Source organism: Microbacterium sp. AG1240 (assembly GCF_003635115.1).
Classification (GTDB): domain Bacteria; phylum Actinomycetota; class Actinomycetes; order Actinomycetales; family Microbacteriaceae; genus Microbacterium.
Genome location: NZ_RBXJ01000002.1, coordinates 637,492 through 660,449, shown reverse-complemented (window position 1 = coordinate 660,449; position 22,958 = coordinate 637,492). Strand labels below are relative to the sequence as shown.

General features: G+C 70.9%; 23 protein-coding genes and 1 riboswitch. Of the genes, 13 read left to right on the top strand and 10 right to left on the bottom strand.

Translation table 11 applies throughout. The features are described 5' to 3' along the window. Positions 1–272 precede the first annotated feature (272 nt). From DEU34_RS16310 to DEU34_RS16500, 3 genes are read left to right on the top strand one after another with little or no spacing between them, the layout of a single operon-like run. A complete protein-coding gene (locus DEU34_RS16310) occupies positions 273–1,412 on the top strand; it encodes a lytic transglycosylase domain-containing protein (RefSeq protein WP_183042459.1) in 1,140 nt (379 codons plus the stop codon). A 27-nt stretch (positions 1,413–1,439) separates the two neighbouring features. Beyond that, on the top strand, positions 1,440–1,628 hold the full coding sequence (locus DEU34_RS11825; protein WP_116647361.1) for a DUF5302 domain-containing protein: 189 nt from the start codon (positions 1,440–1,442) through the stop codon (positions 1,626–1,628). 8 nt (positions 1,629–1,636) lie between these two features. Then, complete coding sequence (locus DEU34_RS16500; RefSeq protein ID WP_259460134.1) at positions 1,637–1,768, top strand: hypothetical protein; 132 nt, start codon at positions 1,637–1,639, stop codon at positions 1,766–1,768. 10 nt (positions 1,769–1,778) lie between these two features. Here DEU34_RS16500 and DEU34_RS11820 read toward each other — a convergent pair whose 3' ends face one another. Further along, positions 1,779–3,737: a glycosyltransferase gene (locus DEU34_RS11820; RefSeq protein WP_121150447.1), complete on the bottom strand. Its 1,959-nt coding sequence runs from the start codon at positions 3,735–3,737 to the stop codon at positions 1,779–1,781. 134 nt (positions 3,738–3,871) lie between these two features. Here DEU34_RS11820 and DEU34_RS11815 point away from each other — a divergent pair, with 134 nt between their 5' ends. Then, on the top strand, positions 3,872–4,477 hold the full coding sequence (locus DEU34_RS11815) for a DedA family protein (RefSeq protein ID WP_121150445.1): 606 nt from the start codon (positions 3,872–3,874) through the stop codon (positions 4,475–4,477). Here the strand turns inward: DEU34_RS11815 and DEU34_RS11810 are convergent. Continuing rightward, positions 4,474–5,235: a fructosamine kinase family protein gene (locus tag DEU34_RS11810; protein ID WP_183042458.1), complete on the bottom strand. Its 762-nt coding sequence runs from the start codon at positions 5,233–5,235 to the stop codon at positions 4,474–4,476. The genes DEU34_RS11815 and DEU34_RS11810 overlap by 4 nt on opposite strands. 231 nt (positions 5,236–5,466) lie before the next feature. Between DEU34_RS11810 and DEU34_RS11805 the strand changes: the two genes are divergently transcribed. Then, complete coding sequence (locus tag DEU34_RS11805) at positions 5,467–6,279, top strand: DNA/RNA non-specific endonuclease (protein WP_121150443.1); 813 nt, start codon at positions 5,467–5,469, stop codon at positions 6,277–6,279. Between the two features lie 14 nt (positions 6,280–6,293). On the opposite strand, the gene DEU34_RS11800 is transcribed toward DEU34_RS11805, so the two are convergent. Continuing rightward, positions 6,294–6,959, bottom strand: a complete 666-nt coding sequence (locus DEU34_RS11800) for a CE1759 family FMN reductase (protein ID WP_121150442.1) — start codon at positions 6,957–6,959, stop codon at positions 6,294–6,296. A 1-nt stretch (position 6,960) separates the two neighbouring features. Then, positions 6,961–8,166, bottom strand: coding sequence for an LLM class flavin-dependent oxidoreductase (locus DEU34_RS11795; protein WP_121150643.1), 1,206 nt, complete (start codon positions 8,164–8,166; stop codon positions 6,961–6,963). A 186-nt stretch (positions 8,167–8,352) separates the two neighbouring features. On the opposite strand from DEU34_RS11795, the gene DEU34_RS11790 reads away from it, so the two are divergent. Beyond that, positions 8,353–9,375, top strand: a complete 1,023-nt coding sequence (locus DEU34_RS11790; RefSeq protein WP_121150440.1) for an isopenicillin N synthase family oxygenase — start codon at positions 8,353–8,355, stop codon at positions 9,373–9,375. Positions 9,376–9,548: 173 nt separating this feature from the next. On the opposite strand, the gene rpsO is transcribed toward DEU34_RS11790, so the two are convergent. After that, the gene (gene rpsO, locus DEU34_RS11785; RefSeq protein WP_056121136.1) at positions 9,549–9,818 is read right to left on the bottom strand and encodes a 30S ribosomal protein S15; all 270 of its coding nucleotides are present in this window, start codon (positions 9,816–9,818) and stop codon (positions 9,549–9,551) included. 222 nt (positions 9,819–10,040) lie between these two features. Between rpsO and DEU34_RS11780 the strand changes: the two genes are divergently transcribed. Next, positions 10,041–11,318 (top strand): MFS transporter, encoded by a 1,278-nt coding sequence (locus tag DEU34_RS11780; RefSeq protein ID WP_121150641.1) that lies wholly within the window; start codon positions 10,041–10,043, stop codon positions 11,316–11,318. A gap of 83 nt (positions 11,319–11,401) precedes the next feature. Continuing rightward, a complete protein-coding gene (locus DEU34_RS11775) occupies positions 11,402–12,322 on the top strand; it encodes a DMT family transporter (RefSeq protein WP_259460133.1) in 921 nt (306 codons plus the stop codon). Positions 12,323–12,379: 57 nt separating this feature from the next. On the opposite strand, the gene DEU34_RS11770 is transcribed toward DEU34_RS11775, so the two are convergent. Both DEU34_RS11770 and DEU34_RS11765 read right to left on the bottom strand, forming a co-directional pair. Then, positions 12,380–12,940, bottom strand: coding sequence for a YceI family protein (locus DEU34_RS11770; RefSeq protein WP_116647369.1), 561 nt, complete (start codon positions 12,938–12,940; stop codon positions 12,380–12,382). Positions 12,941–13,081: 141 nt separating this feature from the next. Next, positions 13,082–13,447 carry an FKBP-type peptidyl-prolyl cis-trans isomerase gene (locus DEU34_RS11765; RefSeq protein ID WP_121150438.1) on the bottom strand — a complete coding sequence of 122 codons (366 nt, stop codon included), beginning with the start codon at positions 13,445–13,447 and terminating at the stop codon, positions 13,082–13,084. A gap of 203 nt (positions 13,448–13,650) precedes the next feature. Beyond that, positions 13,651–13,749: riboswitch (TPP riboswitch) on the top strand. On the opposite strand from DEU34_RS11765, the gene thiM reads away from it, so the two are divergent. From thiM to DEU34_RS11750, 3 genes are all read left to right on the top strand, one after another. Further along, positions 13,732–14,547, top strand: coding sequence for a hydroxyethylthiazole kinase (gene thiM / locus DEU34_RS11760; protein ID WP_183042457.1), 816 nt, complete (start codon positions 13,732–13,734; stop codon positions 14,545–14,547). It overlaps the preceding riboswitch by 18 nt. After that, the gene (thiE, locus tag DEU34_RS16495; protein WP_121150436.1) at positions 14,544–15,188 is read left to right on the top strand and encodes a thiamine phosphate synthase; all 645 of its coding nucleotides are present in this window, start codon (positions 14,544–14,546) and stop codon (positions 15,186–15,188) included. The genes thiM and thiE overlap by 4 nt, the downstream gene beginning before the upstream one ends. After that, the gene (locus DEU34_RS11750; RefSeq protein WP_121150638.1) at positions 15,185–16,666 is read left to right on the top strand and encodes a bifunctional hydroxymethylpyrimidine kinase/phosphomethylpyrimidine kinase; all 1,482 of its coding nucleotides are present in this window, start codon (positions 15,185–15,187) and stop codon (positions 16,664–16,666) included. The genes thiE and DEU34_RS11750 overlap by 4 nt, the downstream gene beginning before the upstream one ends. 15 nt (positions 16,667–16,681) lie before the next feature. On the opposite strand, the gene DEU34_RS11745 is transcribed toward DEU34_RS11750, so the two are convergent. Then, the gene (locus DEU34_RS11745) at positions 16,682–17,839 is read right to left on the bottom strand and encodes a PrsW family intramembrane metalloprotease (RefSeq protein ID WP_121150434.1); all 1,158 of its coding nucleotides are present in this window, start codon (positions 17,837–17,839) and stop codon (positions 16,682–16,684) included. A gap of 49 nt (positions 17,840–17,888) precedes the next feature. On the opposite strand from DEU34_RS11745, the gene DEU34_RS11740 reads away from it, so the two are divergent. After that, positions 17,889–18,755 (top strand): fumarylacetoacetate hydrolase family protein, encoded by an 867-nt coding sequence (locus tag DEU34_RS11740; RefSeq protein ID WP_121150432.1) that lies wholly within the window; start codon positions 17,889–17,891, stop codon positions 18,753–18,755. A 20-nt stretch (positions 18,756–18,775) separates the two neighbouring features. Here DEU34_RS11740 and DEU34_RS11735 read toward each other — a convergent pair whose 3' ends face one another. Next, positions 18,776–20,266, bottom strand: coding sequence for an aspartate ammonia-lyase (locus DEU34_RS11735; RefSeq protein ID WP_121150430.1), 1,491 nt, complete (start codon positions 20,264–20,266; stop codon positions 18,776–18,778). A gap of 118 nt (positions 20,267–20,384) precedes the next feature. Further along, positions 20,385–21,296: a phosphodiesterase gene (locus DEU34_RS11730; RefSeq protein WP_121150428.1), complete on the bottom strand. Its 912-nt coding sequence runs from the start codon at positions 21,294–21,296 to the stop codon at positions 20,385–20,387. An 80-nt stretch (positions 21,297–21,376) separates the two neighbouring features. Between DEU34_RS11730 and DEU34_RS11725 the strand changes: the two genes are divergently transcribed. After that, the gene (locus DEU34_RS11725; RefSeq protein ID WP_121150426.1) at positions 21,377–22,951 is read left to right on the top strand and encodes a molybdopterin-dependent oxidoreductase; all 1,575 of its coding nucleotides are present in this window, start codon (positions 21,377–21,379) and stop codon (positions 22,949–22,951) included. Positions 22,952–22,958 lie beyond the last annotated feature (7 nt).

The window sequence follows — 22,958 nt, the reverse complement described above, 5'->3', positions numbered from 1 at the left end:
AACAGGCAGAAAAGGGCATGCGGACAACATCCGCAAGAGATTCCCGGCGACTGGCCACCAGTAGACGACCACCCGGCTATCGCGACGGGGAGTCCACCACAGGGGACCAGCGTCCTGCCGGCCTGCTCCATGAGCTCATATGTAATTGAGCGGATTGCCGAAGCAACCCGACCCAGCCTACCAGCGCACCGCTCACCACCGCCGCTCCGTCGCGGGGCGCGCCCCAGGATTCGGGATGGCGCCGAGAGGGCGCGACCGTTTACCTTTGCCCCATGCGTCCCGTTCGTCACACCAGTCACAGCGCGCTCGTCGTCGCGCTGGTGATCGGGATGCTGCTGACGGCTCCGAGTCCCGCCAGCGGCGTGACCATCGCCGAGATCGAGGCCGAACTCACGGCCGTGGAAGAGGCCGCAGCGTCCGCATCGGACAACGCCCTCGTCGCAGAAGCGGCCGCGCAGGATGCACGTGGGGCCGCCGAGACGGCGGCCGCCCGCGTCGCCGCCCTCGACGCCCAGGTCGCCGCGACCCAGGTGGAGGCGACCGCGCACACCGCTCGCGTGGTCGCCGCGGCCGTGGCCATCTCGCGCGCGACGACCGACAGCCCCCTCCTCGCCCGGGTCCTCACCGCCGCCGACCCGGAGACCCTGCTCGCGGGACTCAGCACGGCGGAGAGGACGGGTCGGCTCTCGGCGCAGCTCGCGCGATCGGCCCGGGAGTCGGCGAATGCGGCCGCCGCCCAGCGCTCGCAGGCCGACGTGGTGCGCGCCGAACGAGACCGGCTCGCCACCGACGCGGAGGCGGCCGCGGCCCGCGCCCGGGGCCTGGTCGAGGCCGAGACCGCCGCGATCGCGTCGGCGCGGAGCGAGCTCGATGCCCTGTATACGCAGCTCGCCGCGGCGCAGCGCACGACGGTCGTCCGCGCCAAGACGCAGCGCGAGGAGCGCATCATCGCACAACAGGCGGCGCAGCCGGCGGCCGGGGCGCCCACGTCGCCCTCCCGCGCGCCGGAGACACCCGTCACGTCTCCCCCGGCCCCCGCGGCTCCCCCGGCTCCCGTGACGCCCGCGCCGCCACCCGTGGCGCCCCCCGCGGGCGCGCCGATCGCCACGCCCGCCGAGGCCCAGGCGATCGCCCGCCAGATGTCGGCCGCCCGCGGCTGGGGCGACGACCAGTTCTCCTGCCTCGTGCGCCTGTGGAACCGCGAGTCGGGGTGGCGCGTGCAGGCCCGGAACCCGTCCAGCGGCGCCTACGGGATCCCCCAGGCGTATCCCGCCGAGAAGCTCGCCAGCGCCGGCCCCGACTGGCGCACGGATGCGGCGACGCAGATCTCCTGGGGACTGTCCTACATCGGCTCCCGCTACGGGTCGCCGTGCGGGGCGTGGGATCACTCCGAGCGCACCGGGTGGTACTGAGCGGCCCGGCCGACCTAGGGTGGGGGCATGAGTACCGAGGAAAAGCCCGCAGGCGCAGCATCCGATGACATGAAGCGCAAGTTCCGCGAGGCTCTCGAGAAGAAGAACGCCCACCAGCGTTCGGGCGAGGCCCACCTCGACGGAGACTCCGCGGTGCATTCCACCAAGGGGCCGGCCAGCGGCAACCGCGACTTCAGCCGCCGCAAGAGCGGCTGAGTCCGACCGTGGTCTTCGAGCCCACCTTCGAGGAGATCGACGACGAAGCGGCGACCCTCCCCGAGGTCTCCGACGACAACGACGCAGAACCGCTGCAGGGCGACCTGCCCGAGGAAGAGCTCCCGCCCGTCGGCGCGTGACACGCGCCCGTCAGGTGCTCGACACCCGCTTGCGGCGCCCCCGCCCGGGAAGCTCCACGTAGGTCAGGTGCTTCGCGATGCGTCCGTCGCCGGCGGTGCGCCCGTGCAGCCGCCGCCAGACCCACGGCAGAGCGTCGCGACGCAGCCACGACCCGGGCATCGGCATCTCGTCGGAGTGGAACGCCTCGTCGAGGTCGCTGAGGGCCTCGGCATCGGGCACCCCCAGCACGTCGGCCGCCCGGTAGGCGACGAGGCGGTGCCCCGCCGGGCGCAGGTGCACCCGGTCGTCCGACCACAGGGGCAGCTCACCCAGCGCCGGCGTCGCTTCCAGGTCGAGCAGGATGGCGCCCGTCTCGGCCGCGATCCGACGGAGTTCGGAGTTGAAGGTCGCGAACCGTCTCGCGAAGATCACGGCCGCACGCCGTCGCGGGAGGAACACCGTGGCCAGGAGCACATCGGCACCGGTCGCCCGCACCTCGCGCACGGCCCGCTCGAGCTGCGTCACCAGCGCGGGGATGTCGACCTTCGGCCCGACGAGGTCGTTCGACCCCATGAGGATCGAGACGAGATCGGGGCGCATCCTCATCGCGTGCGGCATCTGTTCCTCGACGAGGTCTCGCATCTTGCGGCTGCGGACGGCGAGGTTCGCATAGCGGAACACCCCGTCGCTCGATGCGGCGAGCAGTGACGCGAGCCGGTCGGCCCACCCGCGGTACTCGCCGTCGGGCATGCGCGATCCATCGCACAGCCCCTCCGTGATCGAGTCGCCCAGCGCGACGTAGCGCCGCCACGGCCGAGAGACGGCGGGGGCGGCGATCACCGGCCGATGGCGTCCTCGGGCGGGCAGGCCGTCGTCCATGGGTCGCAGTGCGATGGCCTCGCGATAGTGCCCGACGAGCTGCGCCCCCAGGGCGTCCCACGTGCGGCCCGCAACGCTCTCCCGGGCCGCACGGGCGAACGCGCGGCGCTTCGCGGCGTCGCCGACGAGGTCGGACACCCGCGCGCGCAGGTCGTCGAGGTCGCCGGGTCGGTAGAGCCAGCCGTCGATGCTGCTGCGCACGAGATCGAGCGGTCCGCCCACGCCGGTCGCGACGACGGGGACGCCGCTGGCGAGCGCCTCCTGAATGGTCTGCCCGAACGTCTCGCTCTCGCCGGGGTGCACGAACACGTCGAATCCGGCCATCACCTCACCGAGCTGCGCCCCCGAGAGGTGTCCGGTGAACACCGCGCCCGGCAGCATCCGCTCCAGCCCCGCCCGCGACGGGCCGTCGCCCACGACGACCAGACGGGTGCCGGGCAGGTCGGCGAGCGCGCGCAGGTCGTCGACCTGCTTCTCGGGAGCGAGGCGCCCGACGTAGCCGATGATGGCCTCCCCCGCGGGAGCGATCGCGCGACGCCAGGCCTCGTTGCGGTGGGCCGGGTCGAACCGCACCGCGTCGACGCCTCTTCCCCACCGTCGGATGCGGTCGACGCCGAGCTCCTCGAGCTGCGCCGTCGAGGCCGAGGAGGGCGCGAGCGTCAGGGTCGCGCGACGGTGCAGACGCGACACGTGGGAGCGGGCGAAGGCGGTGGCCTGCGAGACCCCGTACTTCTGCGCGTAGGCGATCACGTCGGTCTGGTACACGGCCACCGTCGGGATGCGCAGCGCGTCGGCCGCGGCGATCCCCTGCCAGCCGAGCACGAACGGCGAGGCGAGGTGCACCACGTCGGGCCGGAAGCTGCGCAGCAGCGCGGTGAGCCGAGCCGCCCGTGCGAACACGACCCGCACCTCGGGATAGGACGGCAGCGGCACCGAGCGCAGCAGTTCGGTGCGGGCCCCGTGCAGGTCGGTCGTGACCTCGCCCGCCCGCGGGGCGATGACGAGCGTCTCGTGACCCTGCGCGTTCAGGTGGCGGAGGACATGGAGCACGGAACCCGTGACCCCGTTCATGTGCGGGAGGAAGGATTCGGCGAGCAGCGCGACTCTCACGCCTCCAGGGTGAGGGCATCGCGGCGCCCCCACGCGCCGAGAACGCCCCGATCGCCGAGAGTTCACCTGATCCACCCCGGGGCGTCACCGGCCCGTCGACGGGACGTTCGTCGTTCACACGGACGTGGTAGGCAATGCGGGTGATCGACGAGGTGCTGGCCCAGGTGGCCTCGAGCCCCTGGGCGCTCGCGCTGATGTTCGTGCTCGTGCTGGGCGATGCGTTCCTCGTAGTCGTCCCGGGCGAAGCCGCGGTGACCGCTTTCGGGGCGCTCGCCGTCTCCAGCGGCGCCCCTCCCCTCGTCGCGGTCATCGTCGTCGCCACCGCGGGCGCTCTCCTCGGTGACGTCGGGTGCTACCTCGTGGGGCGGTGGATCGGACTCGAGCGCTGGAGATGGATGCGGCGACCTCGCGTGCAGGCAGCCTTCACCTGGGCGCGCACGCGCCTGGATCGTCGAACCGCGCTCGTGCTCTTCACCGCCCGCTTCATCCCGTTCGCGCGCCTCGCGGTCAACCTGACGGCCGGCGCGTCGGGCCTGCCGGTGCCCCGGTACGTGGCGGTCGCCGGACTCGCCGCGCTGGGATGGGCCGCCTACCAGGCGCTCATCGGCGCCGTCGTCGCCACGATCGTGCCCGGCGGGCCGATCGTCGCGGTCGTGGTCTCGGTCGTCGTCGCGATCGGCATCGGGCTGGCGATCGACGCGGTGCTGGCCCGGCGCGGGCGGCGCACCGGCCGGCTCTAGACGAGCGCGAGCGTGCGCCTGGCAGCGTCGGCGAGAGCGGCCCCGTAGGCCGACCCGTGCCCGGCGGCGTGCACCGCGAGCGGATTCAACTGATGCAGCGGTACGCGATCCTCCCACCCGGGGCGCAGCGCATGCTCGACGTCGTACGCGGCGAGGACGCGATCGAGGAAGGGGCAGCCGAAGAGGGCGAGCATCGCCAGGTCGGTCTCGCGATGCCCGCCGTGCGCGGCCGGGTCGATGAGCACCACTGCTCCCTGTGCCCACAGGACGTTTCCCGACCACAGGTCGCCGTGCAGACGAGCCGGCCGGTCGTCATCGTCGAATGCGCCCGCCGCGATGAGATCGCAGGCATGGTGGACGACCTCTACGTCGGCCGTCGAAAGATTGCCCGCCTCGACCGCCGGGCCGAGAAAAGGACGCACGCGCTGCTCGGCGTAGAACGCGCCCCACGCGGCGGCCGGGTCGCAGGGCTGGCGCCGGCTGCCGATGAAGACGGGGCCGCCCCATCCGTCGGGCGGCGCCCCGAAAGCCGCCGCCCCCGCGTCGTGCATCACGGCGAGCGCCCGACCGAAGGCGCTCGCGGCCGCCGCATCCGGTCGTGTCTCCGTGACGCGCTCGAGCGAGATGCGATCGGGGGCGACGTCGTGCACACCCACCACCCGCGGGCCGCCGTTCGCGTCCCGCAGCCAGGCGAGCCCGGCGGCCTCGGCCTCGAAGAATCCATCCGGGGCGCCGCGGCGCTCCTTCACGAAGGGCACGGCTCAGTGGGGGGCGTCGTGCTCGTCTTCGGGCTCGCCCGGATCGTCGGGATCGGCCGCGGTCGTGGTGTCGGGCTCGGGTCCGGGCGTGATGGGTGGTTTGCCGTCCTTGTCCATGCCCCCAGTCCACACGACCGTTCGATCGATCGCGAGCCCGTTGACACCGTCCGCCGCCCCGAGGGTTCACCGGCCGTTCTCCGTCGTGTCGGTGGCGACCCGCAGGATGAAGACATGGATGCTGCGTCCTCGCCCGACGGTTACGACCCGCTGTTCCTGGGCACCGCCGTGCCCCTGCCGACCACGTCGGTCGCCTCGCTCGTGCTGGCATACCCCCGGTTTAGTGTGGTGCTCGACCCGTCACGGCGCCTGGCGCGGGCGACGGCGGTGAACATCGACGGCGCACGGCTGCGCGAGGTCTCACGCACGGGCGACTGGCGACTCGACCCCCGCGCGCCCGCAGACGCGCAGACCGGTCCCGAGGTCTACGCGCGCAACGACCTCGATCGCGGTCATCTCGTCAGGCGCCGAGACCCCGGGTGGGGCGACGCCGACGAGGCGCGCCGGGCGACCGAGGCGACCTTCTTCTACACGAACGCGGCACCCCAGGCGGCGGGCTTCAACCAGTCGAAGGAGCTCTGGCTGGGTCTCGAAGACCACGTGCTCGACCACGCCGAGGCGCAGGAGGTGAGGCTCTCGGTCTACACCGCCCCGGTGCTGGGCGACGACGACCCGCCCTACCGCGGCATCCGGGTGCCCCTGCGGTTCTGGAAGATCGCGGCCTGGGCGACCGGCGACGCCCAGCGCCCTCTCGCGACCGCCGGGTTCGTGCTCGACCAGACCGATCTCGTCGATACGCGGCAAGAGGCACGGGCGGTGGCCCCGCTCGGGGCGTTCCGCACCTTCCAGGTTCCGGTCGCCGACATAGCCGCGGCGAGCGGACTCGACCTCGGTCCCCTCGTCGACGCCGACGTCCTCCCCCGCGAAGGAGTGCGTCCGACGCCGTGGCGAGAGATCTCCACGACGTCGGACGTCTCACTGGGCTGAGCCCCGCAGCGGGGTCACTCCCCCGCGAGGCCGCCGAGCAGGTGACCGAACGATCGGCCCTCACCGAGATACGTCGCGGGGTCGTACGGATCCTCATCGCGTACCGGCATGCGGGCCGCGATCGCGTCGGCGAGTTCGCGCGCCCCGCGGTCGATACGGGCACCGAGGGGGGCGACGCCGTCGGCGTTCGCACCCCAGTCGCTGGATGCGGCGAAGACGCCGGTGGGCACCGGGTTCGCGTGCAGGTAGGTGAACAACGGCCGGATCGAGTAGTCGATCGCGAGCGAGTGGCGGGCGGTGCCGGCGTTCGCACCGAGCAGCACGGGAACACCCGTGAGGGCGTCGGGATCGAGAATGTCGACGAACGACTTGAACAGGCCCGAGTAGCTCGTGGAGAAGATGGGCGTGACCGCGATGATGGCGTCGGCCGACACGACGGCGTTGACCATCGTCTCGAGCGCGGGAGGGGCGAACCCGGTGAGCAGGTTGTTCGTGATGTCGTGCGCGTAGTCGCGCAACTCGAACACGTCGACCTCCGCGGCGATCCCCGTCGGCTCGCTCGCGGTGCTCTTGGCACGCAGCGCGGCGACGGTCGCATCGGCGAGGCGGTCACCCAGCATCCGTGTCGTCGAGGGGTTCGACAGTCCCGCGGTGACGACCGCGATACGGCGCGCGCTCATGTCAGGCTCCCGTCCGGGTCGCCGCAGCACCGAAGGCGCTGCCGGCGGCGACCGGAGCGTCGCGGTAGGGCGAACCGTCGGTCAGGTTGTCGCCGCGGTTGGCCTTGGGCACCGCCTGGCGGGGTGCGCCGTCGGCGTAGGCCTTGGCGACGAGGTTCGCGTGAGTCGGCGCGTCGGGCACCTCGGCCGGGCGGTTCTTCTGCAGCTCCCTGCGAAGCACGGGCACGACCTCCCCGCCCAGGATGTCGAGCTGCTCGAGCACGGTCTTCACCGGGAGGCCGGCGTGGTCGATGAGGAACAGCTGGCGCTGGTAGTCGCCGAACGTCTCGCGCATGGCGGCGTACCGGTCGATGACCTGCTGCGGCGAGCCCACGGTGAGCGGGGTCATCTCCGAGAAGTCCTCGAGGCTCGGGCCGTGACCGTAGACGGGCGCGTTGTCGAAGTAGGGGCGGAACTGCTTGACGGCGTCCTGCGAGTTGGCGCTCATGAAGACCTGGCCGCCGAGTCCGACGATCGCCTGCTCGGCCGTGCCGTGCCCGTAGTGGGCGAACCGCTCGCGGTAGAGCGTGATGAGGCGCTGATAGTGCTCCTTCGGCCAGAAGATGTTGTTCGCGAAGAAGCCGTTGCCGTAGAACGCGGCCTGCTCGGCGATCTCGGGGGTGCGGATCGAGCCGTGCCACACGAACGGGGGCACGCCGTCGAGGGGGCGCGGCGTCGAGGTGAAGCCCGACAGCGGGGTGCGGAACTGCCCCTCCCAGTCGACCACGTCCTCGCGCCAGAGGCGGTGGAGGAGGTTGTAGTTCTCGATCGTGAGGGGAAGGCCCTGGCGGATGTCCTTGCCGAACCAGGGGTACACCGGGCCGGTGTTGCCGCGCCCGAGCATGAGGTCGGCGCGCCCGCCCGAGACGTGCTGCAGCATCGCGAAGTCTTCGGCGATCTTCACCGGGTCGTTCGTGGTGATGAGCGTGGTCGACGTGGTGAGGATCAGTCGCTCGGTCTGAGCGGCGATGTACGCCAGCGTCGTCGTGGGCGATGACGACCAGAAAGGCGGGTTGTGGTGCTCGCCGAGGGCGAAGACGTCGAGACCGACCTCTTCGGCGTGCTTGGCGATGGTGAGGGTGTTCTGGATGCGCTCGGCCTCGCTCGGCGTCTGCCGAGTGGTCGGGTCTTCCGTGATGTCGCTGACCGTCATGATGCCGAACTGCATCCCGGGCCAGGTGGTGGTGTCGTTCACGATCGCTCTCCGTATCTCACGCTGTGTTCGAAGTGTATTCGCGTGAATGTACTGTGTGCAACGCTCCGGTCCCGAGACTATTCCCGCGCCCCGTCCGGGGCTCGGGTAATCCTGTGCAACATTGGCCGACGGCCGCGTAGGCCCGCCTAGTCTCGGCACATGTCCGATCTGAATCTGCCCGTTCTCGACCTCTCGCTCCTCGATCAGGGGCCGGATGCTGCGGCCCGGTTCCGCGATGACCTGCGCGCCGCGACCCACGACGTCGGCTTCTTCTACCTCGTCGGCACGGGAGTGACGCCCGAGCTCGAGGAGCGGCTCAACCGCGTCGCCCGCGAGTTCTTCGATCTGCCCGAGGCCGACAAGCTGGCGATCGAGAACGTCAAGAGCCCCCACTTCCGCGGCTACACCCGCATCGGCGGCGAACGCACCCAGGGAAAGGTCGACTGGCGCGAGCAGATCGACGTCGGACCCGAGCGGGCCGCGATCGAGACCCCCGGCCCCGACTACGAGCGGCTGACCGGCCCGAACCTCTGGCCCGACGCCCAGCCCGAGTTGCGCGAGGTCGTCTCCGAGTGGCACGACCGCCTCACGGGCATCGCTCGGAAACTGCTGCGCGCCTGGGCGCTCGCGCTCGGCGCCGACGAGGAGTACTTCGACCGTCACTTCGGCGACCCCTCGACGCTCATCAAGATCGTGCGCTACCCCGGCAAGGAAGACCCGACCCCGCAGCAGGGTGTCGGCGCGCACAAGGACTCCGGCGTCCTCACACTGCTCTGGGTGGAGCCCGGCAAGGGCGGACTGCAGGTGCAGCGCGACGGGCAGTGGGTCGACGCCCCGCCCGTGCCGGGGTCGTTCGTGGTGAACATCGGCGAACTCCTGGAGTACGCCACGCAGGGCTACCTGATCGCGACGAACCACCGGGTGATCTCGCCCCGCTACCCCGACGACCGCATCTCGGTGCCGTTCTTCTTCAACCCCGCGCTCGACGCCCGGCTCCCGATCATCGAGCTGCCCACCGAACTGGCGGCCGAGGCCCGGGGTGTCACGGAGGATCCGACCAACCCGATCCATGCGACGTACGGCGAGAACGCCCTCAAGTCGCGGCTGCGGGCCCACCCCGACGTCGCCGAGATCCACCACCCCGACCTCGTCGCCGCCCGCGCGGCGACCGCGACCGCGTAACCCGCTCTCCCTCTGACCGCGAGACCGCTTCCGCGCAGCGAGACCCCGACATTCTGCGGGGGTCTCGTCGCGCGGAAGCGGTTTCGCGGACTTTGGGCCCGGGAACGACGAAGGCCTCCCCACACCTGGGGAGGCCTTCGAAGAAAGCGATTGAACGCTAGGAGCGCGGTGCCTTAGCGGCGGAGTCCGAGACGCTCGATCAGCGACCGGTAACGGTTGATGTCGATGTCCTGGAGGTAGCCGAGCAGACGACGGCGCTGACCCACCATCAAGAACAGACCACGACGCGAGTGGTGGTCGTGCTTGTGCTCCTTGAGGTGCTCGGTGAGGTCCTTGATGCGCTGCGTCAGCATCGCGACCTGCACCTCGGGGGATCCGGTGTCACCGGGGTGCGTCGCGTACTCTTCGATGATCGCCTTCTTGGCGTCAGACTCGAGTGGCATAGATGGGATCCCCTTTCTGCTTGTTGCGCGGCGCCCGACGCCGAATGCGTGGGCTCTCTTTCTCCGCGGCCGATCCAACGGCAACCGCATGAGTCTACCAGCGAACGGATGCTGCGGCGAACCCGCCCGCGGCGGCCCGGGGTAGCCTCGAAGGATGCGTCTGCATCGCCCCTCCCCCCGGATGACGTGGTGAGGGCCACCCGCCTCAGCCGCAGCTCGTTCATGGACCTGCGTCCGCTGCGCGTACCGGCGTTCGCACGCCTCTGGGTCGGGTCGCTGCTGGCTGGCCTCGGCGGCCAGCTGACGGTCGTCGCGGTGATGCTGCATGTGTTCGCCCTCACCGGCGACACCTTCGCCGTGGCGATGATCGCCGTCGCGGGTCTCCTGCCGATGATCGTCGCGGGCCTGTACGGGGGAATGCTCGCCGACGCGTTCGACCGCCGCACCGTGGCACTGATCGCCGCCACCGTCACGTTCGCCTCCACCGCGCTGCTGGCCGCCCTCGCGTGGACGGGGGCCGAGACCGTCTGGTGGCTGTACGTGCTCAGCATCGTCAACTCCGCGGCCAACTCGATCGTGCTGGCCACCCGCTCCGCGATCGTCCCGCGGCTCATCCCTCGCGAGCTCCTGCCCGCGGCGGCCGCACTGCAGGGCGTGAGCACCGGCGTGATGGTGATGGCCGGCCCCGCACTCGCGGGCGTACTCGTTGCCGTGGCGGGGTACGCGTGGACGTACAGCATCGACGTGGTCATGATGCTGGGTCTGTTCCTCGGCCTCTGGACCCTCCCCCGCATCCGTCCCGAGGGCACCGTGGTGCGCGCGGGCATCGAATCCCTGCGGGACGGATGGCGATTCCTTCGACGCGCATCGAACATCCGCCTGCAGTACATCCTCGACATCGTCGCGATGACCTTCGGCCAGCCACTGGCGCTCTTCCCGGCGATCGGCGCGGTGCTGTTGGGCGGCGGCGCGATCACCACCGGTGCGCTCACCGCCTCGATCGCCGCGGGAGTGCTGCTGTCGAGCCTCTTCTCCGGACCCATCGGTCGGGTGCGCCGCCAGGGGCTGGGCATCGAACGCGCGATCTACGTCTACGGCGGCGCCATGGCGCTCTTCGGCCTCGTGCTGCTCGCCGCCGCCCTGGGGTGGCCGGCGCCCGCGATCGTCGACGAGTCCACGCCGAATCTGGCCGCGATCGCGCTGGCGACCGTGGCGCTCGCGATCGCCGGCGGGGCCGACAACGTCAGCGCGATCTACCGCTCGACGATGATGCAGTCCGCCGTCCCCGACGCGATCCGCGGACGCCTCCAGGGCATCTTCATCGTCGTCGTGGCCGGCGGCCCGCGCCTCGGGGCGCTCTACGCCGGCACCCTCGCGACCTTCACCGCGCTGTGGTTCCCGCCGTTGATCGGGGGCATGATCGTCATCGCGCTGGTGGGCCTGCTCGTGCGACTCAACCCTCGCTTCCGCTCCTACGACGCCGATCACCCCGAACCGTAGGGCGAGCGACAGCGATCGGCGGAAAACGGACGACGCAGTCCGACCGGCCCCGCCGTGCCCGGGCCGCGGTCTAGAGTCGGCGGGTGCCCTCGCCCTCAGCCGCTCCCTCGCAGACCTCCGTCGCCGTGCAGTTCGCCCTGACCGGCGTCGTCTGGGGGTCGAGCTTCCTGTTCATGAAGGTCGCCCTGACGGGCCTGGCCCCGGGCCAGGTCGCGTGGGGCCGCCTCGTGCTCGGGGCCCTCACCCTCGGTGCGTTCATGCACCTACGACGCGAGAGCCTCCCCCGCCGCCCGATCATCTGGCTGCACCTCGCCGTGGTCGGTGTCGTCTTCTGCGTGCTGCCCTTCCTGCTCTTCTCCTGGGCGCAGCAGCACGTCACATCGGGGCTCGCGAGCATCTACAACGCCACCACGCCGATCATGACGGCGGTCATGGCGTGGGCGGTCTTCCGCGTCGAGAGCCTGAAGCCCGTGCAGATCACCGGCATCGTGCTCGGGATCCTCGGGGTGCTCGTCATCGTCGGCCCCTGGCAGGGGCTCGATCTCGACCAGAGCCTGGTCGCGCAGTTCGCGATCCTCGGGGCGACCGCCTGCTACGGCGTCGGCCTGGCCTACATGCGCCGCTTCCTCGCGAACAGCGGGCTCTCGCCCCTGAGCTTCGCCTTCACCTACATCGCGCTCGCCGCGACGGTCATGCTGGTGCTCTCTCCCGTCATCGCCGTCGGTCCGGTCGAGTGGAGCCCGTGGATCATCGCCAGCATGCTCATGCTCGGCTGCCTCGGTACGGGAGTCGCCTACATCTGGAACCAGAACGCGCTGCGCGCCTGGGGTCCCACCCGCGCCTCCACGGTGACCTACATCACCCCCGTCGTCGGGGTCGTACTCGGAATGGTCGTGCTCGGCGAACCGCTGGCCTGGAACGAGCCGGTGGGGGCGCTCATCGTCTTCCTCGGCATCCTGCTCGCCCAGGACCGCCTGCGTCGGCGACGGCCGGCGCTCGCCTGACCGGGCACGCGAAAGGGGCGGATGCTGACAGCATCCGCCCCTTCGCCGTGCAGGGTCTTACGCCTGGAGCGCGCCCTGGAGGTCGAGCTCGATGGTGACGTCCTTGCCGACGAGGACCCCACCGGTCTCGAGGGCGGTGTTCCACGTCAGACCGAAGTCTTCGCGGTTGATGACCGTCTTGGCCGTGGCGCCGGCCTTGTAGTTGCCCCACGGGTCGGTGCCGAAGCCGCCGAACTCGAACGAGAACGTGACGGGCTTGGTGGTGCCCTTGATGGTGAGGTCGCCGTCGACGAGCATGTCGCCGTCCTCGACGCGCACGCCGGTGGAGCGGAACTCCATCGTGGGGAAGTTCTCGGCGTCGAAGAAGTCTGCCGAACGGAGGTGGCCGTCGCGGCCCTCGTCCTTCGTGTCGATCGATGCGACATCGACGGTGGCTTCGACCGTCGACTCGAGGGGGTTCTCGGTCGTGACGAACGTGCCGCTCTTCACACCGAAGGCGCCGCGCACCTTCGAGATCATCATGTGGCGGACGCTGAAGGTGACCTCGCTGTGCGCGGGGTCGAGAGCCCAGGTGCCCGCCTTGTAGCCGGGGACGTCGAGCGTGGTGGTGTCGGTCATGGTTCTCCTCGAGTGGTGGGGGTGCCGGTTCGATCGGCTCCTGTCGACTGAACCGCGGCAGTGTCGAATGTATTCCACCGAATACAGAAACGACGAAACCCGGGCCGCCGAAGCGCGCCCGGGTCTCGTGATGAACCGGTGTCAGCCGACCTTGAGCAGGTCGATGATGAAGATCAGGGTCTTGCCGCCGAGGAAGTGTCCGCCGGCGGGGCCGTAGGCCAGGTGCGGCGGGATGACGAGTTCGCGACGTCCGCCGACCTTCATGCCCGGGATGCCGTCCTGCCATCCCTGAATGAGGCCGCGGAGCGGGAACTGGATGCTCTCCCCGCGTCCCCACGACGAATCGAACTCTTCACCGGTGTCGTACTCGACGCCGAGGTAGTGCACCGTCACGGTGTCGCCGGGCTTCGCCTCGTCGCCGTCGCCCACGGTGATGTCGCGGATGACGAGTTCGGTGGGCGCCGGGCCCTGGGGGGCGTCGATCTCGGGCTTTGTCGCATCAGTCATGGGTCCATCCAAGCACGATCGGTGTCGGCGCGACTGCCCTTGACACCACTCAGCGCCCGGTGCCGCGGCGATGCCTGCGTGACTCCCGAGCGCTGAGTTGGTCTGGAATCAGGATGCTCCGAGCCTCCGGCCGTGTCAAGACCCTGCCGCGCGCACGCCCCCGCCGTCCATCCCGAGCACCGCGTCGCATGTGCGACGATGGGTCCACTGGCACGGGGTGCCCCTCATGACGAGGGGCTGAGATCACACCCGGAGAACCTGCTCTAGTTCGTACTAGCGAAGGGATGTCGAGCGTGACGACCACGCCTGCACTTCTGCAATCCGTCCGAGACGCCGTCGGAGAGGTGCGCTCTGCCGCGCCCCTCGTCCAGTGCGTCACCAACAGCGTGGTGGTCAACTTCACCGCCAACGCCCTGCTCGCCATCGGCGCGTCGCCCGCGATGGTCGACATCCCCGAGGAGTCGGGGGTGTTCGCCCCCGTGGCCGACGCCGTGCTCATCAACCTCGGGACGCCGAATGCCGAGCAACGGGCGGCCTCCGTCGAGGCCGTCGGTGCCGCCCGCGCCGGCGGCACGCCCTGGGTGCTCGACCCCGTGGCCGTGGGGGTCCTGCCCGTGCGCACCGCTCTGGCCCACCGCCTGCTCGAGGAGCGACCGTCGATCGTACGCGGCAACCCGTCCGAGATCCTCGCGCTGGCGGGCGCGGGTGCCGGCGGCCGCGGCGTCGACAGCGCCGACGGCGTGGACGATGCGCTCGAGGGCGCGCTCTCGCTCGCGCGATCCACCGGGGCGGTCGTCGCCGTCTCCGGAGCGGTCGATCTCCTCACCGACGGCGAGCGGGTGGTCCGCATCACGAACGGGCACGCCCTGCTCACCCGCATCACCGGAGGCGGATGCGCTCTCGGCGCGGTGATCGCCGCCTTCGCCGGTGCGCACGCCGACCGCTTCGAGGCCTCCGTGGCCGCCGTCGCCGCCTACACGGTCGCCGCCGAGCTCGCGGCGCCCGGAGCCGACGGGCCCGGGTCTTTCGCCGTGAGGTTCCTCGACGCCCTCGCCTCGCTCGACGGCGAGAAGGTGGCCGAACGGGTCGTGCTGTCGTGAGCGTCGACCTGGCGCTGTACCTCGTGACCGACGCCGTCATCGCGACCCGCGCCGGGCACCGGTTGCCCGATCTCGTAGCCGCCGCGGTCGCCGGCGGGGTGACGGCCGTCCAGGTGCGCGAGAAGCGCGCCCCCGCTCGCGCGTTCCTCGACACCGTCCTCGCGGTGGCCGCCACCACTCCCCCTCACGTGCCGGTCATCGTCAACGACCGGGTCGACGTCTACCTGGCCGCGCGCGCGGCCGGTGCTGCCGTGTCGGGCGTCCACCTCGGGCAGTCCGATCTCCCGGCGTCGATCGCACGCACGCTCATCGGCCCCGACGGCATCATCGGCGTGAGCGTGTCGACGGACGCCGAGATGCGCGAGGCATCGGCCCACGCCGACTACATCGGCGTCGGGCCGTATCGAGCGACGAGCACGAAACCGGATGCGGCGCACCCCCTCGGAGCGCGCACGACCGGTCGCCTGGCGGGCGCCAGCACGCTGCCTGTGGTCGCCATCGGCGGGATCGGGGCGACGGACGCCCGGGTACTTCGCGCGGCGGGCGTCAGCGGGATCGCGGTCGTCTCGGCGATCTGCGGCGCCGTCGACCCCTCCGCCGCCGCGGCGGCGCTGCGGTCGGCGTGGGAGACGGGCCGATGAGCGCCGCCGTCCCCCGGGTGCTCAGCATCGCCGGCACCGACCCGACGGGCGGGGCCGGCGTGCACGCCGACCTGAAGAGCATCGCCGCCAATGGCGGATACGGGATGGCCGCGGTCACCGCGCTCGTCGCGCAGAACACGCGCGGCGTGCGGTCGGTGCACCGCCCGCCGACGTCGTTCCTCGCCGAGCAGCTGCACGCGGTCAGTGACGATGTATCGATCGACGCCGTGAAGATCGGAATGCTCGCCGACGTCGAGGTCATCGCGACGGTGCGCGAGTGGCTCTTGGCCGGACGCCCACCCGTCGTGGTTCTGGACCCCGTGATGGTGTCCACCAGCGGGCACCGGCTGCTTGATCCGGGGGCCGAGGATGCGCTGCGCCTGCTCCTCCCCCTCGCCGACCTCGTCACCCCCAACGTGCCGGAGCTGGCCATCCTGCTCGCCTGCGAGCAGGCCTCGGACGGCGACGCCGTCGTCGCCCAGGCGCAGGAACTCGCCCGGCGCCACGGCGTGCGCGTCTTGGCGAAGGGCGGGCACCTCGAGGGCCCCGACCTCCGCGACGCGCTCGTCGAGCCCGACGGCCGTGTCAGCGACTTCCACTCGCCGCGCATCGTGACGCGCAACACCCACGGGACGGGGTGCTCTCTGTCCGCCGCGATCGCGACCCGCCGCGCGGCGGGCTCGACCTGGTCGGGTGCGACCGGTACCGCCCTTCGCTGGCTGTCGGAGAGCATCCGGCACGGGTCCGCGCTCGACGTCGGTGGCGGGCACGGGCCCGTGAGCCACTTCGCCGGTCTTTGGGCGCGCGGCGGTCTCGACATCGCGCAGACGCCGGGCGAGATCGCCGACGAGTGGTGGCAGCACACCGCCGGCGTGCGGGAGGCGATCGACGGGCTCGAGTTCATCCGGGCGCTCGGCGACGGAACACTCGATCGCGAGACTTTCGCCTGGTACCTCGCGCAGGACGCCGTGTACCTCCGCGAGTACTCGCGCGTGCTGGCCCAGGCGTCGCGTCTCGCGCCGACCGCTCAGGAGCAGACGTTCTGGATCACCGGCGCTCACGCCGCCGTGGCCACCGAGCTGACGCTTCACGAGCGGTGGCTCGATCCCTGCGCGGGATCGCTCGTACGGGCGAGCCCCACGACGACCGCCTATCTCGACCACCTGGGCGCGGCCGCCGACAGCGGCGACTACGAGCGCCTCATCGCGGCGGTCCTTCCCTGCTACTGGCTCTATCACGACGTCGGGAGCCGGCTGCATCCGCTCAGCGACGACGCACACCCGTACCGCGACTGGCTCGACACGTACGCCGCGCCGGAGTTCGCCGCGGCGACGAGGACGGCGATCGAGATCGTCACCGCCGCGGCCGCTCGCGCGGCGCCGCGTCGTCGCGCGGCGATGGCGGAGGCGTTCCGGTCGTCGGCGAGGCACGAACTGTCGTTCTGGCGTGCGCCCCTCGACGCCGCGGCGGCCCGGTGAGCACGGGGCCTCGCGTCAGGGGGCGAAGAGTTCCGACCTCGCCCGCGTCGCTCGCTCGAGCAGCTGACGCTCGACGGTCGCGGCGTGCGGGTCACGGCCCGACAGCGCCCGCTGTCGCGCCGCGGCGAGCGCGGTGGCGTCGGCGATGAACCGTCGCATGACGCGCGTGCGGTCGCCGTTCAGCGTCTTCGCCCACCGGAGCGCCGCGCGGCGACCGGGCCCGGTCGCCAGCATCCCCACCTCCTGCTCGGTGAACCATCCCGCCGCGGCGTACTCGCCGAGCCGCACCCGGGTCAGGCGCGATTCCTCGCGGCGCAGCAGCAGCACCCCGAGGATGAAGAGCACGAAGAGGGGCACCTGCACGGTCACGTAGAGCCCGAAGAAGTCCGCGAACACCGCCGAGCCGTTCCAGAGCGCGTGCAGGAGGATCGCTCCGACCAGCCCGACCAGCCCGTAGCCGAACGCGGCACCGGCGGGCAGCGACCGCCGCGCGGCCAGTCCGAACGCGAAGCCGATCAGCGCGGTGAACATGACGTGCGCGAAGGGCGAGAGGATCGCGCGGAGGAAGAACGTCGTCGAGGCCTGGGAGAGGCCCCCCTCGATGAGACTGATGGCGAAGTACTGGATGTTCTCGGTGAAGGCGAACCCCGCGCCGACGAGCGCCCCGTAGACGATGCCGTCGACGGGCCCGTCGAACGACCGCCGGGCGGCGATGTAGATGAGGAAGACCCCGAGGCCCTTCGCGATCTCCTCGACCACGGGGGCCTGCACGACGGAGGAGAACTCGGCCGGCAGCGGACCGACGACGAACGTCAGCGCGAGGTCGGCGCCCAGCGCGATGGCGACCGCGGCGATGGCCCCCCAGGCGACGGCGAACACGACGATCCCGCGCGGTTCCGGCTCCCAGCGATCGATGAGGCGTACGACGGTCCAGACCACCGCGAGCGGCACGAGCGCCAGGATCATCCCCACGGTCGACGCGCTCGGCCCGAGGAAGTTCACGAAGTACGCCACCAGGGCCACCAGCACGAGGACGAGCACGCCGCCGATCCACACGAGCGCACCCCCGGTGCGTCGGGAACCGACGGGTACGGTCGCGGGCGGAGACCCCGCGGGCGAGATGGGGGCACCGGCCCCCGGATGCGGCTGCGACAGCGGCGATGGGTAGGCCATGCGATCAGCCTAGAGCGGGGTGCCCCACGCCGCCGGGTAGCGTGGACGTATGCGGTTTGCCCACGTTCAGTCAGCGTCGTCCGAGCTCTCCCCCCGCCTGGTGGTCGTCCGCGATGAGGCGATGACCTTCGTCGACGAGTTGTTCGACGACGCGCCCGGCACCCTGGAGGCCCTCATCGCCGGGGGCGACGAGCTGCTGGAGCGCGTGCGAGGCGCCGCGGAGGCCGCATCCTGGATCTCGATCGACGGGACGGCCTTCGCGTCGGCCGTGCTGGCGCCGCCGGTGATCCTCGCGATCGGGTTGAACTACTCCGCGCACTCGGGCGAGCTCGGGCTCAAGACCGACTCGACGCCGACCGTCTTCGTGCTGTGGCCCAATTCGCTCGCCGGGCACGAGGCGACCACGTCTTGGCCGCGCACACTGAGCGAATCGGTCGATTACGAGGCGGAACTCGGCGTGATCATCGGACGAGCGGCGAAGGACGTCGCCACGGAGAACGCTCTGGAGCACGTCTGGGGGTACACGGTGGTCAACGACATCACCGCCCGCGACATCCAGTTCTCCGAGGCGCAGTGGTCGCGCTGCAAGTCGTTCGACGGGTTCACACCGACGGGTCCGTTCGTCGTGACCGCCGACGAGATCCCCGATCCGCAGGACCTCCACATCTGGACCGTCGTCGACGGGCACACGGTGCAGGACGCCTCCACCGGCCAGATGGTGCGCTCGGTCGCGACCCTCATCTCGCACCTGTCGCAGTCGGTCACTCTGCTCCCCGGAACACTCATCTCCACCGGCAGCCCGGGCGGGGCGGGCTACTCCCGCGATCCGCAAATCTTCCTCCGCGACCGCTCGACCGTCACGGTCGGCGTCGACGGGGTCGGCGCACTCACGACGCACTGCCGGATCATCGGCTGACGCGTCGGCCCACCGCCCGCTCAGCCCTCGGGAGGCGAGACGACGTCGGTCGACGAGCGGACGACGGGGATCGCCTCGGTGATCGCCTCGAGCCCCGACAGGCGCATCGGCGAGATCTGCTTCGTGACTTCGGCTCGCGACATCAGGCCCGCCTCGACGACGAGGTCGGCGACGTTGCGCCCCGTCAGCAGCGCGGTCTTGGCCAGGGCGGCGGCCGCCGCGTAGCCGATGAAGGGCGTGAGGGCGGTGACGACGCCCACCGACGACCCGACCATCGCGCCGAGGCGCTCCCTGTTCGCGGTGATCCCGTCGATGCAGTTCACCCGCAGCGTCCACATCGCCCGCTGCATCCAGGTCATGGACTGGAAGATCGAGTGCGCGATGACCGGCTCGAACGCGTTGAGCTGCAGCTGACCGCCCTCGACCGCCATCGTGACGGTGAGGTCGGCGCCCGCCACCGCGAAGGCGACCTGGTTGACGACCTCGGGGATGACCGGGTTGACCTTGCCCGGCATGATGCTCGAGCCCGCTTGCCGGGGCGGCAGATTGATCTCGCCGAATCCGGCCTGCGGGCCGCTGGAGAGGAGGCGGAGGTCGTTGCAGATCTTCGACAGCTTGATCGCGTTGCGCTTCAGCGATGACGAGAACGACATGAACGAGCCCGTATCGCTGGTGGACTCCACGAGGTCGGTCGCGGTGTCGAGGTCGAGCGCGGTGATGGAGCGCAGGTGGTGCAGCACGGCCTTCGCGTAGGTCGAGCGCGCCGTGATCCCCGTGCCGATCGCGGTCGCTCCCATGTTGACCTCTGCGAGGAGATAGGCGTTCTCGGTCAACCGGTTGTAGTCCTCGCCGAGCGTCGTGGCGAAACCGTGGAACTCCTGTCCGAGCGTCATCGGCACGGCATCCTGCAGCTGGGTGCGACCGACCTTGAGCACGTCGTGGAACTCCACCGACTTCGCGAGGAACGACTGCCGCAGGAGCGAGAGCTCTGCCAGCAGGCTCCGGAGGTTCAGCGCGAGCCCGACCTTGATGGCCGTCGGGTAGACGTCGTTGGTCGACTGGCTGCGGTTGGTGTGGTCGATCGGCGAGAGGAAACCGTAGTCGCCTTTCGCGCGCCCGGCCTCTTCGAGGGCGATGTTGGTCAGCACCTCGTTGGCGTTCATGTTCGTCGACGTGCCGGCGCCGCCCTGGATGACGCCCACCACGAACTGATCGTGGAACTCGCCGTCGATCACCCGCTGGGCGGCGCGATCGATCAGCTGCCCCCGCTCGGCGTCGAGGACGCCGATCTCGACATTGGCGCGGGCCGAGGCCTGCTTGACCATCGCCAGCGCCCTGACGAGATCGGGGTAGACCGAGATCGGACGCTGAGAGATCGGGAAGTTCTCCAGCGCACGAGCGGTGTGGATGCCCCAATACGCGTCGGCGGGGATCTCCAGCGATCCCAACGAGTCGGTCTCCGTGCGGGTGCGCTCGGTGGTGTCCTGGAGCTTCGTCGCGTCCTGTGGCATGTAGATCCTTTTGGGTTACGGCCGGTCGGGGTGCGTCGAGCCTACCCGCGCGGCCTGAGCGCCCCCGGTGGACACGGGGGTGACCGACGGTCGCCGCGCGGGACGCCGCGTACAGCCCTCAGGAGCGTTTGCGAGAGAAAGCGTCGAGTCTCTCCTCCGGGGTGAGGCCGGCCATGCGTTCGGTCCACTCCGCTGTGAAGTACTCCGCGGTCGGCGCCGCGTCGACGACGGGGACCACCGCGTGGGTGATCGTGTCGTCGTAGACGTGTACGAGGTGGAACGACTGCCCGGCGTCCATCCCGTTCACCTCGACCGCCGGACGGGCGAGATCCATCGTGTAGCACGTCGCCGCCGCCACACTCACCGGCACCCCGGCGAAGGTGCCGCTGGTCGAATAGTGGAGGTGGCCGGCCAGGATGCCGCGCACATCGGTTCCGGCGACCACCTCGGCGAGCGCGTGCTGGTCGCGCAGCTCGAGGATGTCGAAGAAGGGGATGTGCGACGGGAGCGGCGGATGGTGCAGAGCCAGAAGCGTGCCCAGCGGCGCCGGCTCCGCGAGGATGCCGACGAGCCAGTCGCGCTGGGCGGCATCGATCTCGCCGTGATGCCATCCGGGCACGGTCGAGTCGAGGGCGATCAATCGCAGCCCGCCGAGGTCCCACACGCCGGTGATCGGCTCCTGCGTCGCCTCTGCACCGAGGAGGTGACGGCGCATCGCGGGACGCTCGTCATGATTTCCGGCCACCCACACCAGTGGCGCCCCCAGCCGTTCGGCGACCGGCTCGACCTCCGCACGGAGCGCCGCGTACGCCTCGGGTTCGCCCAGGTCGGTGAGATCACCGGTGAAGACGAGGGCATCGGGGCGGATGCCGAGGTCTTCGACGGCGCGCATCGCGCGCGCGAGGTTCGCCGTGACGTCGTAGCGACCCCCCAGTCTGCGGTCGCCGGAGAGGAGGTGCGTATCGCTCAGATGCACGATCACGCGACGCGCGGGTGGATACTGACCGAACTGCGGCGATGATCCGACCATGGCCCCAGCCTAGAGCGCACATCCGAATCGTCGGCGGCCGCGAATAGGTAGCGACCACGACGAGACGGGGAGGCCCAACCATGGCCGCACGACGCAAGACCTTCACCGCCTGGTCGGCGGTGGCCGGCATCGTCTCGGCTGCCGCGTTCCTCGCGGCTGCCGAACTCATCGCCCTTCTGGTGGCGCCCCAGGCGAGCCCGCTGCTGGCGGTGGGTTCGTTCGTGATCGACATCGTGCCCCAGCCGCTCAAGGAGTTCGCGATCTCGACGTTCGGAGCGAACGACAAGATCGCCCTGCTGGTCGGTCTCGGGCTCGCGGTCGTCATCGCCTCGGCGATCGCCGGAATCCTCGAGTTCGTGCGACCGCCCCTGGGCGCCGTGCTGCTCGTCGTCGCGGGCGTGCTCTCCGGCGCGGCGATCCTCACCCGCGCGGGTGCGGGCTTCCTCTCTGCGCTCCCCCCGTTGGCCGGCACGATCGTGGGGGTCGTGCTCATCCTGATTCTGGGGCGACGTCTGCGCGCCTGGCGCGACCGTACGGCGGCCGCACCCGCCGAGCTCGACGACGAGGAGGGCGCTCCGACCTCGGGCGCGAGCCGGCGCGGCTTCCTCGGAATGACCGCCATCGCCGCCATCGCCTCCGTCGTGGTGGGTGTGGGTTCGCGCGTCATCTCGGCGACGACCTCGTCGATCGCCGCCGTCCGCGACGCCATCCAGCTTCCCGCGGTGCGCTCTACGGTCACCGTGCCTGCCGGGGCGGAGGCCGACGTGGAGGGCCTCTCTCCCCTGTTCACCCCCAACGCCGACTTCTACCGCGTCGACACGGCCCTGACTGTTCCGTCGATCGACCCGTCGACCTGGCGTCTCGTGATCGACGGCATGGTCGATCAGCGTATCGAGCTCTCCTTCGACGACCTCGTCGGCATGGGTCTCGACGAGTACGGCATCACCTTGACGTGCGTCTCGAACGAGGTCGGTGGCGGGCTCGTCGGCAACGCGATCTGGCAGGGCGTTCCCATCCGCGACATCCTCGCGATGGCGGGGCCCCAGGCGGGCGCCGACATGGTGCTGTCGCGCAGCGTCGACGGTTATACCGCGAGTACTCCCCTGGACACACTGACCGACGACAATCGCGACGCGATCTTCGCTGTCGCCATGAACGGCGAACCTCTCCCGCTCGAGCACGGCTTCCCGGTGCGCATGGTCGTGCCCGGTCTCTACGGCTACGTCTCGGCGACGAAGTGGGTCACCGAGCTGAAGGTCACCACGTTCGCCGCCGACGAGGCCTACTGGACCCCGCGCGGGTACGCCGCAGAGGCCCCCATCAAGATGTCGTCGCGCATCGACACGCCGCGCTCGGGGACGCCGGTCACCGCCGGCACCGTGCCGATCGCGGGCATGGCGTGGGCGCAGACCACCGGCATCCAGAGCGTCGAGGTCTCGATCGACGACGGCGACTGGCAGCAGGCGAACCTCTCCACGCCGGTCAACGCCGACACCTGGGTGCAGTGGTGGCTGGAGTGGCAGGCCGAGGCCGGTACGCACTACGTCACCGTGCGCGCGACCGACAAGAACGGACAGGTGCAGATCGAAGACCGCGCGCCGATCGCCCCCGACGGCTCGTCGGGGTGGCAGCGCACCCTCGTCACCGTCCGCTGACGACCGG

What these genes read in the sequence shown, in the direction of transcription:
- DEU34_RS16310 (WP_183042459.1), top strand. Translation starts at nt 273, where the DNA reads ATGCGTCCCGTTCGTCACACCAGTCACAGCGCGCTCGTCGTCGCGCTG.
- DEU34_RS11800 (WP_121150442.1), bottom strand. Translation starts at nt 6,959, where the DNA reads ATGAGCGCGCGCCGTATCGCGGTCGTCACCGCGGGACTGTCGAACCCC.
- DEU34_RS11750 (WP_121150638.1), top strand. Translation starts at nt 15,185, where the DNA reads ATGAGCGCCGCCGTCCCCCGGGTGCTCAGCATCGCCGGCACCGACCCG.
- DEU34_RS11805 (WP_121150443.1), top strand. Translation starts at nt 5,467, where the DNA reads ATGGATGCTGCGTCCTCGCCCGACGGTTACGACCCGCTGTTCCTGGGC.
- thiM (WP_183042457.1), top strand. Translation starts at nt 13,732, where the DNA reads ATGTCGAGCGTGACGACCACGCCTGCACTTCTGCAATCCGTCCGAGAC.
- DEU34_RS11765 (WP_121150438.1), bottom strand. Translation starts at nt 13,447, where the DNA reads ATGACTGATGCGACAAAGCCCGAGATCGACGCCCCCCAGGGCCCGGCG.
- DEU34_RS11735 (WP_121150430.1), bottom strand. Translation starts at nt 20,266, where the DNA reads ATGCCACAGGACGCGACGAAGCTCCAGGACACCACCGAGCGCACCCGC.
- DEU34_RS11740 (WP_121150432.1), top strand. Translation starts at nt 17,889, where the DNA reads ATGCGGTTTGCCCACGTTCAGTCAGCGTCGTCCGAGCTCTCCCCCCGC.
- DEU34_RS11815 (WP_121150445.1), top strand. Translation starts at nt 3,872, where the DNA reads ATGCGGGTGATCGACGAGGTGCTGGCCCAGGTGGCCTCGAGCCCCTGG.
- DEU34_RS11795 (WP_121150643.1), bottom strand. Translation starts at nt 8,166, where the DNA reads ATGCAGTTCGGCATCATGACGGTCAGCGACATCACGGAAGACCCGACC.
- DEU34_RS11825 (WP_116647361.1), top strand. Translation starts at nt 1,440, where the DNA reads ATGAGTACCGAGGAAAAGCCCGCAGGCGCAGCATCCGATGACATGAAG.
- DEU34_RS11730 (WP_121150428.1), bottom strand. Translation starts at nt 21,296, where the DNA reads ATGGTCGGATCATCGCCGCAGTTCGGTCAGTATCCACCCGCGCGTCGC.
- DEU34_RS11745 (WP_121150434.1), bottom strand. Translation starts at nt 17,839, where the DNA reads ATGGCCTACCCATCGCCGCTGTCGCAGCCGCATCCGGGGGCCGGTGCC.
- DEU34_RS11780 (WP_121150641.1), top strand. Translation starts at nt 10,041, where the DNA reads ATGGACCTGCGTCCGCTGCGCGTACCGGCGTTCGCACGCCTCTGGGTC.
- DEU34_RS11790 (WP_121150440.1), top strand. Translation starts at nt 8,353, where the DNA reads ATGTCCGATCTGAATCTGCCCGTTCTCGACCTCTCGCTCCTCGATCAG.
- DEU34_RS11770 (WP_116647369.1), bottom strand. Translation starts at nt 12,940, where the DNA reads ATGACCGACACCACCACGCTCGACGTCCCCGGCTACAAGGCGGGCACC.
- rpsO (WP_056121136.1), bottom strand. Translation starts at nt 9,818, where the DNA reads ATGCCACTCGAGTCTGACGCCAAGAAGGCGATCATCGAAGAGTACGCG.
- DEU34_RS11725 (WP_121150426.1), top strand. Translation starts at nt 21,377, where the DNA reads ATGGCCGCACGACGCAAGACCTTCACCGCCTGGTCGGCGGTGGCCGGC.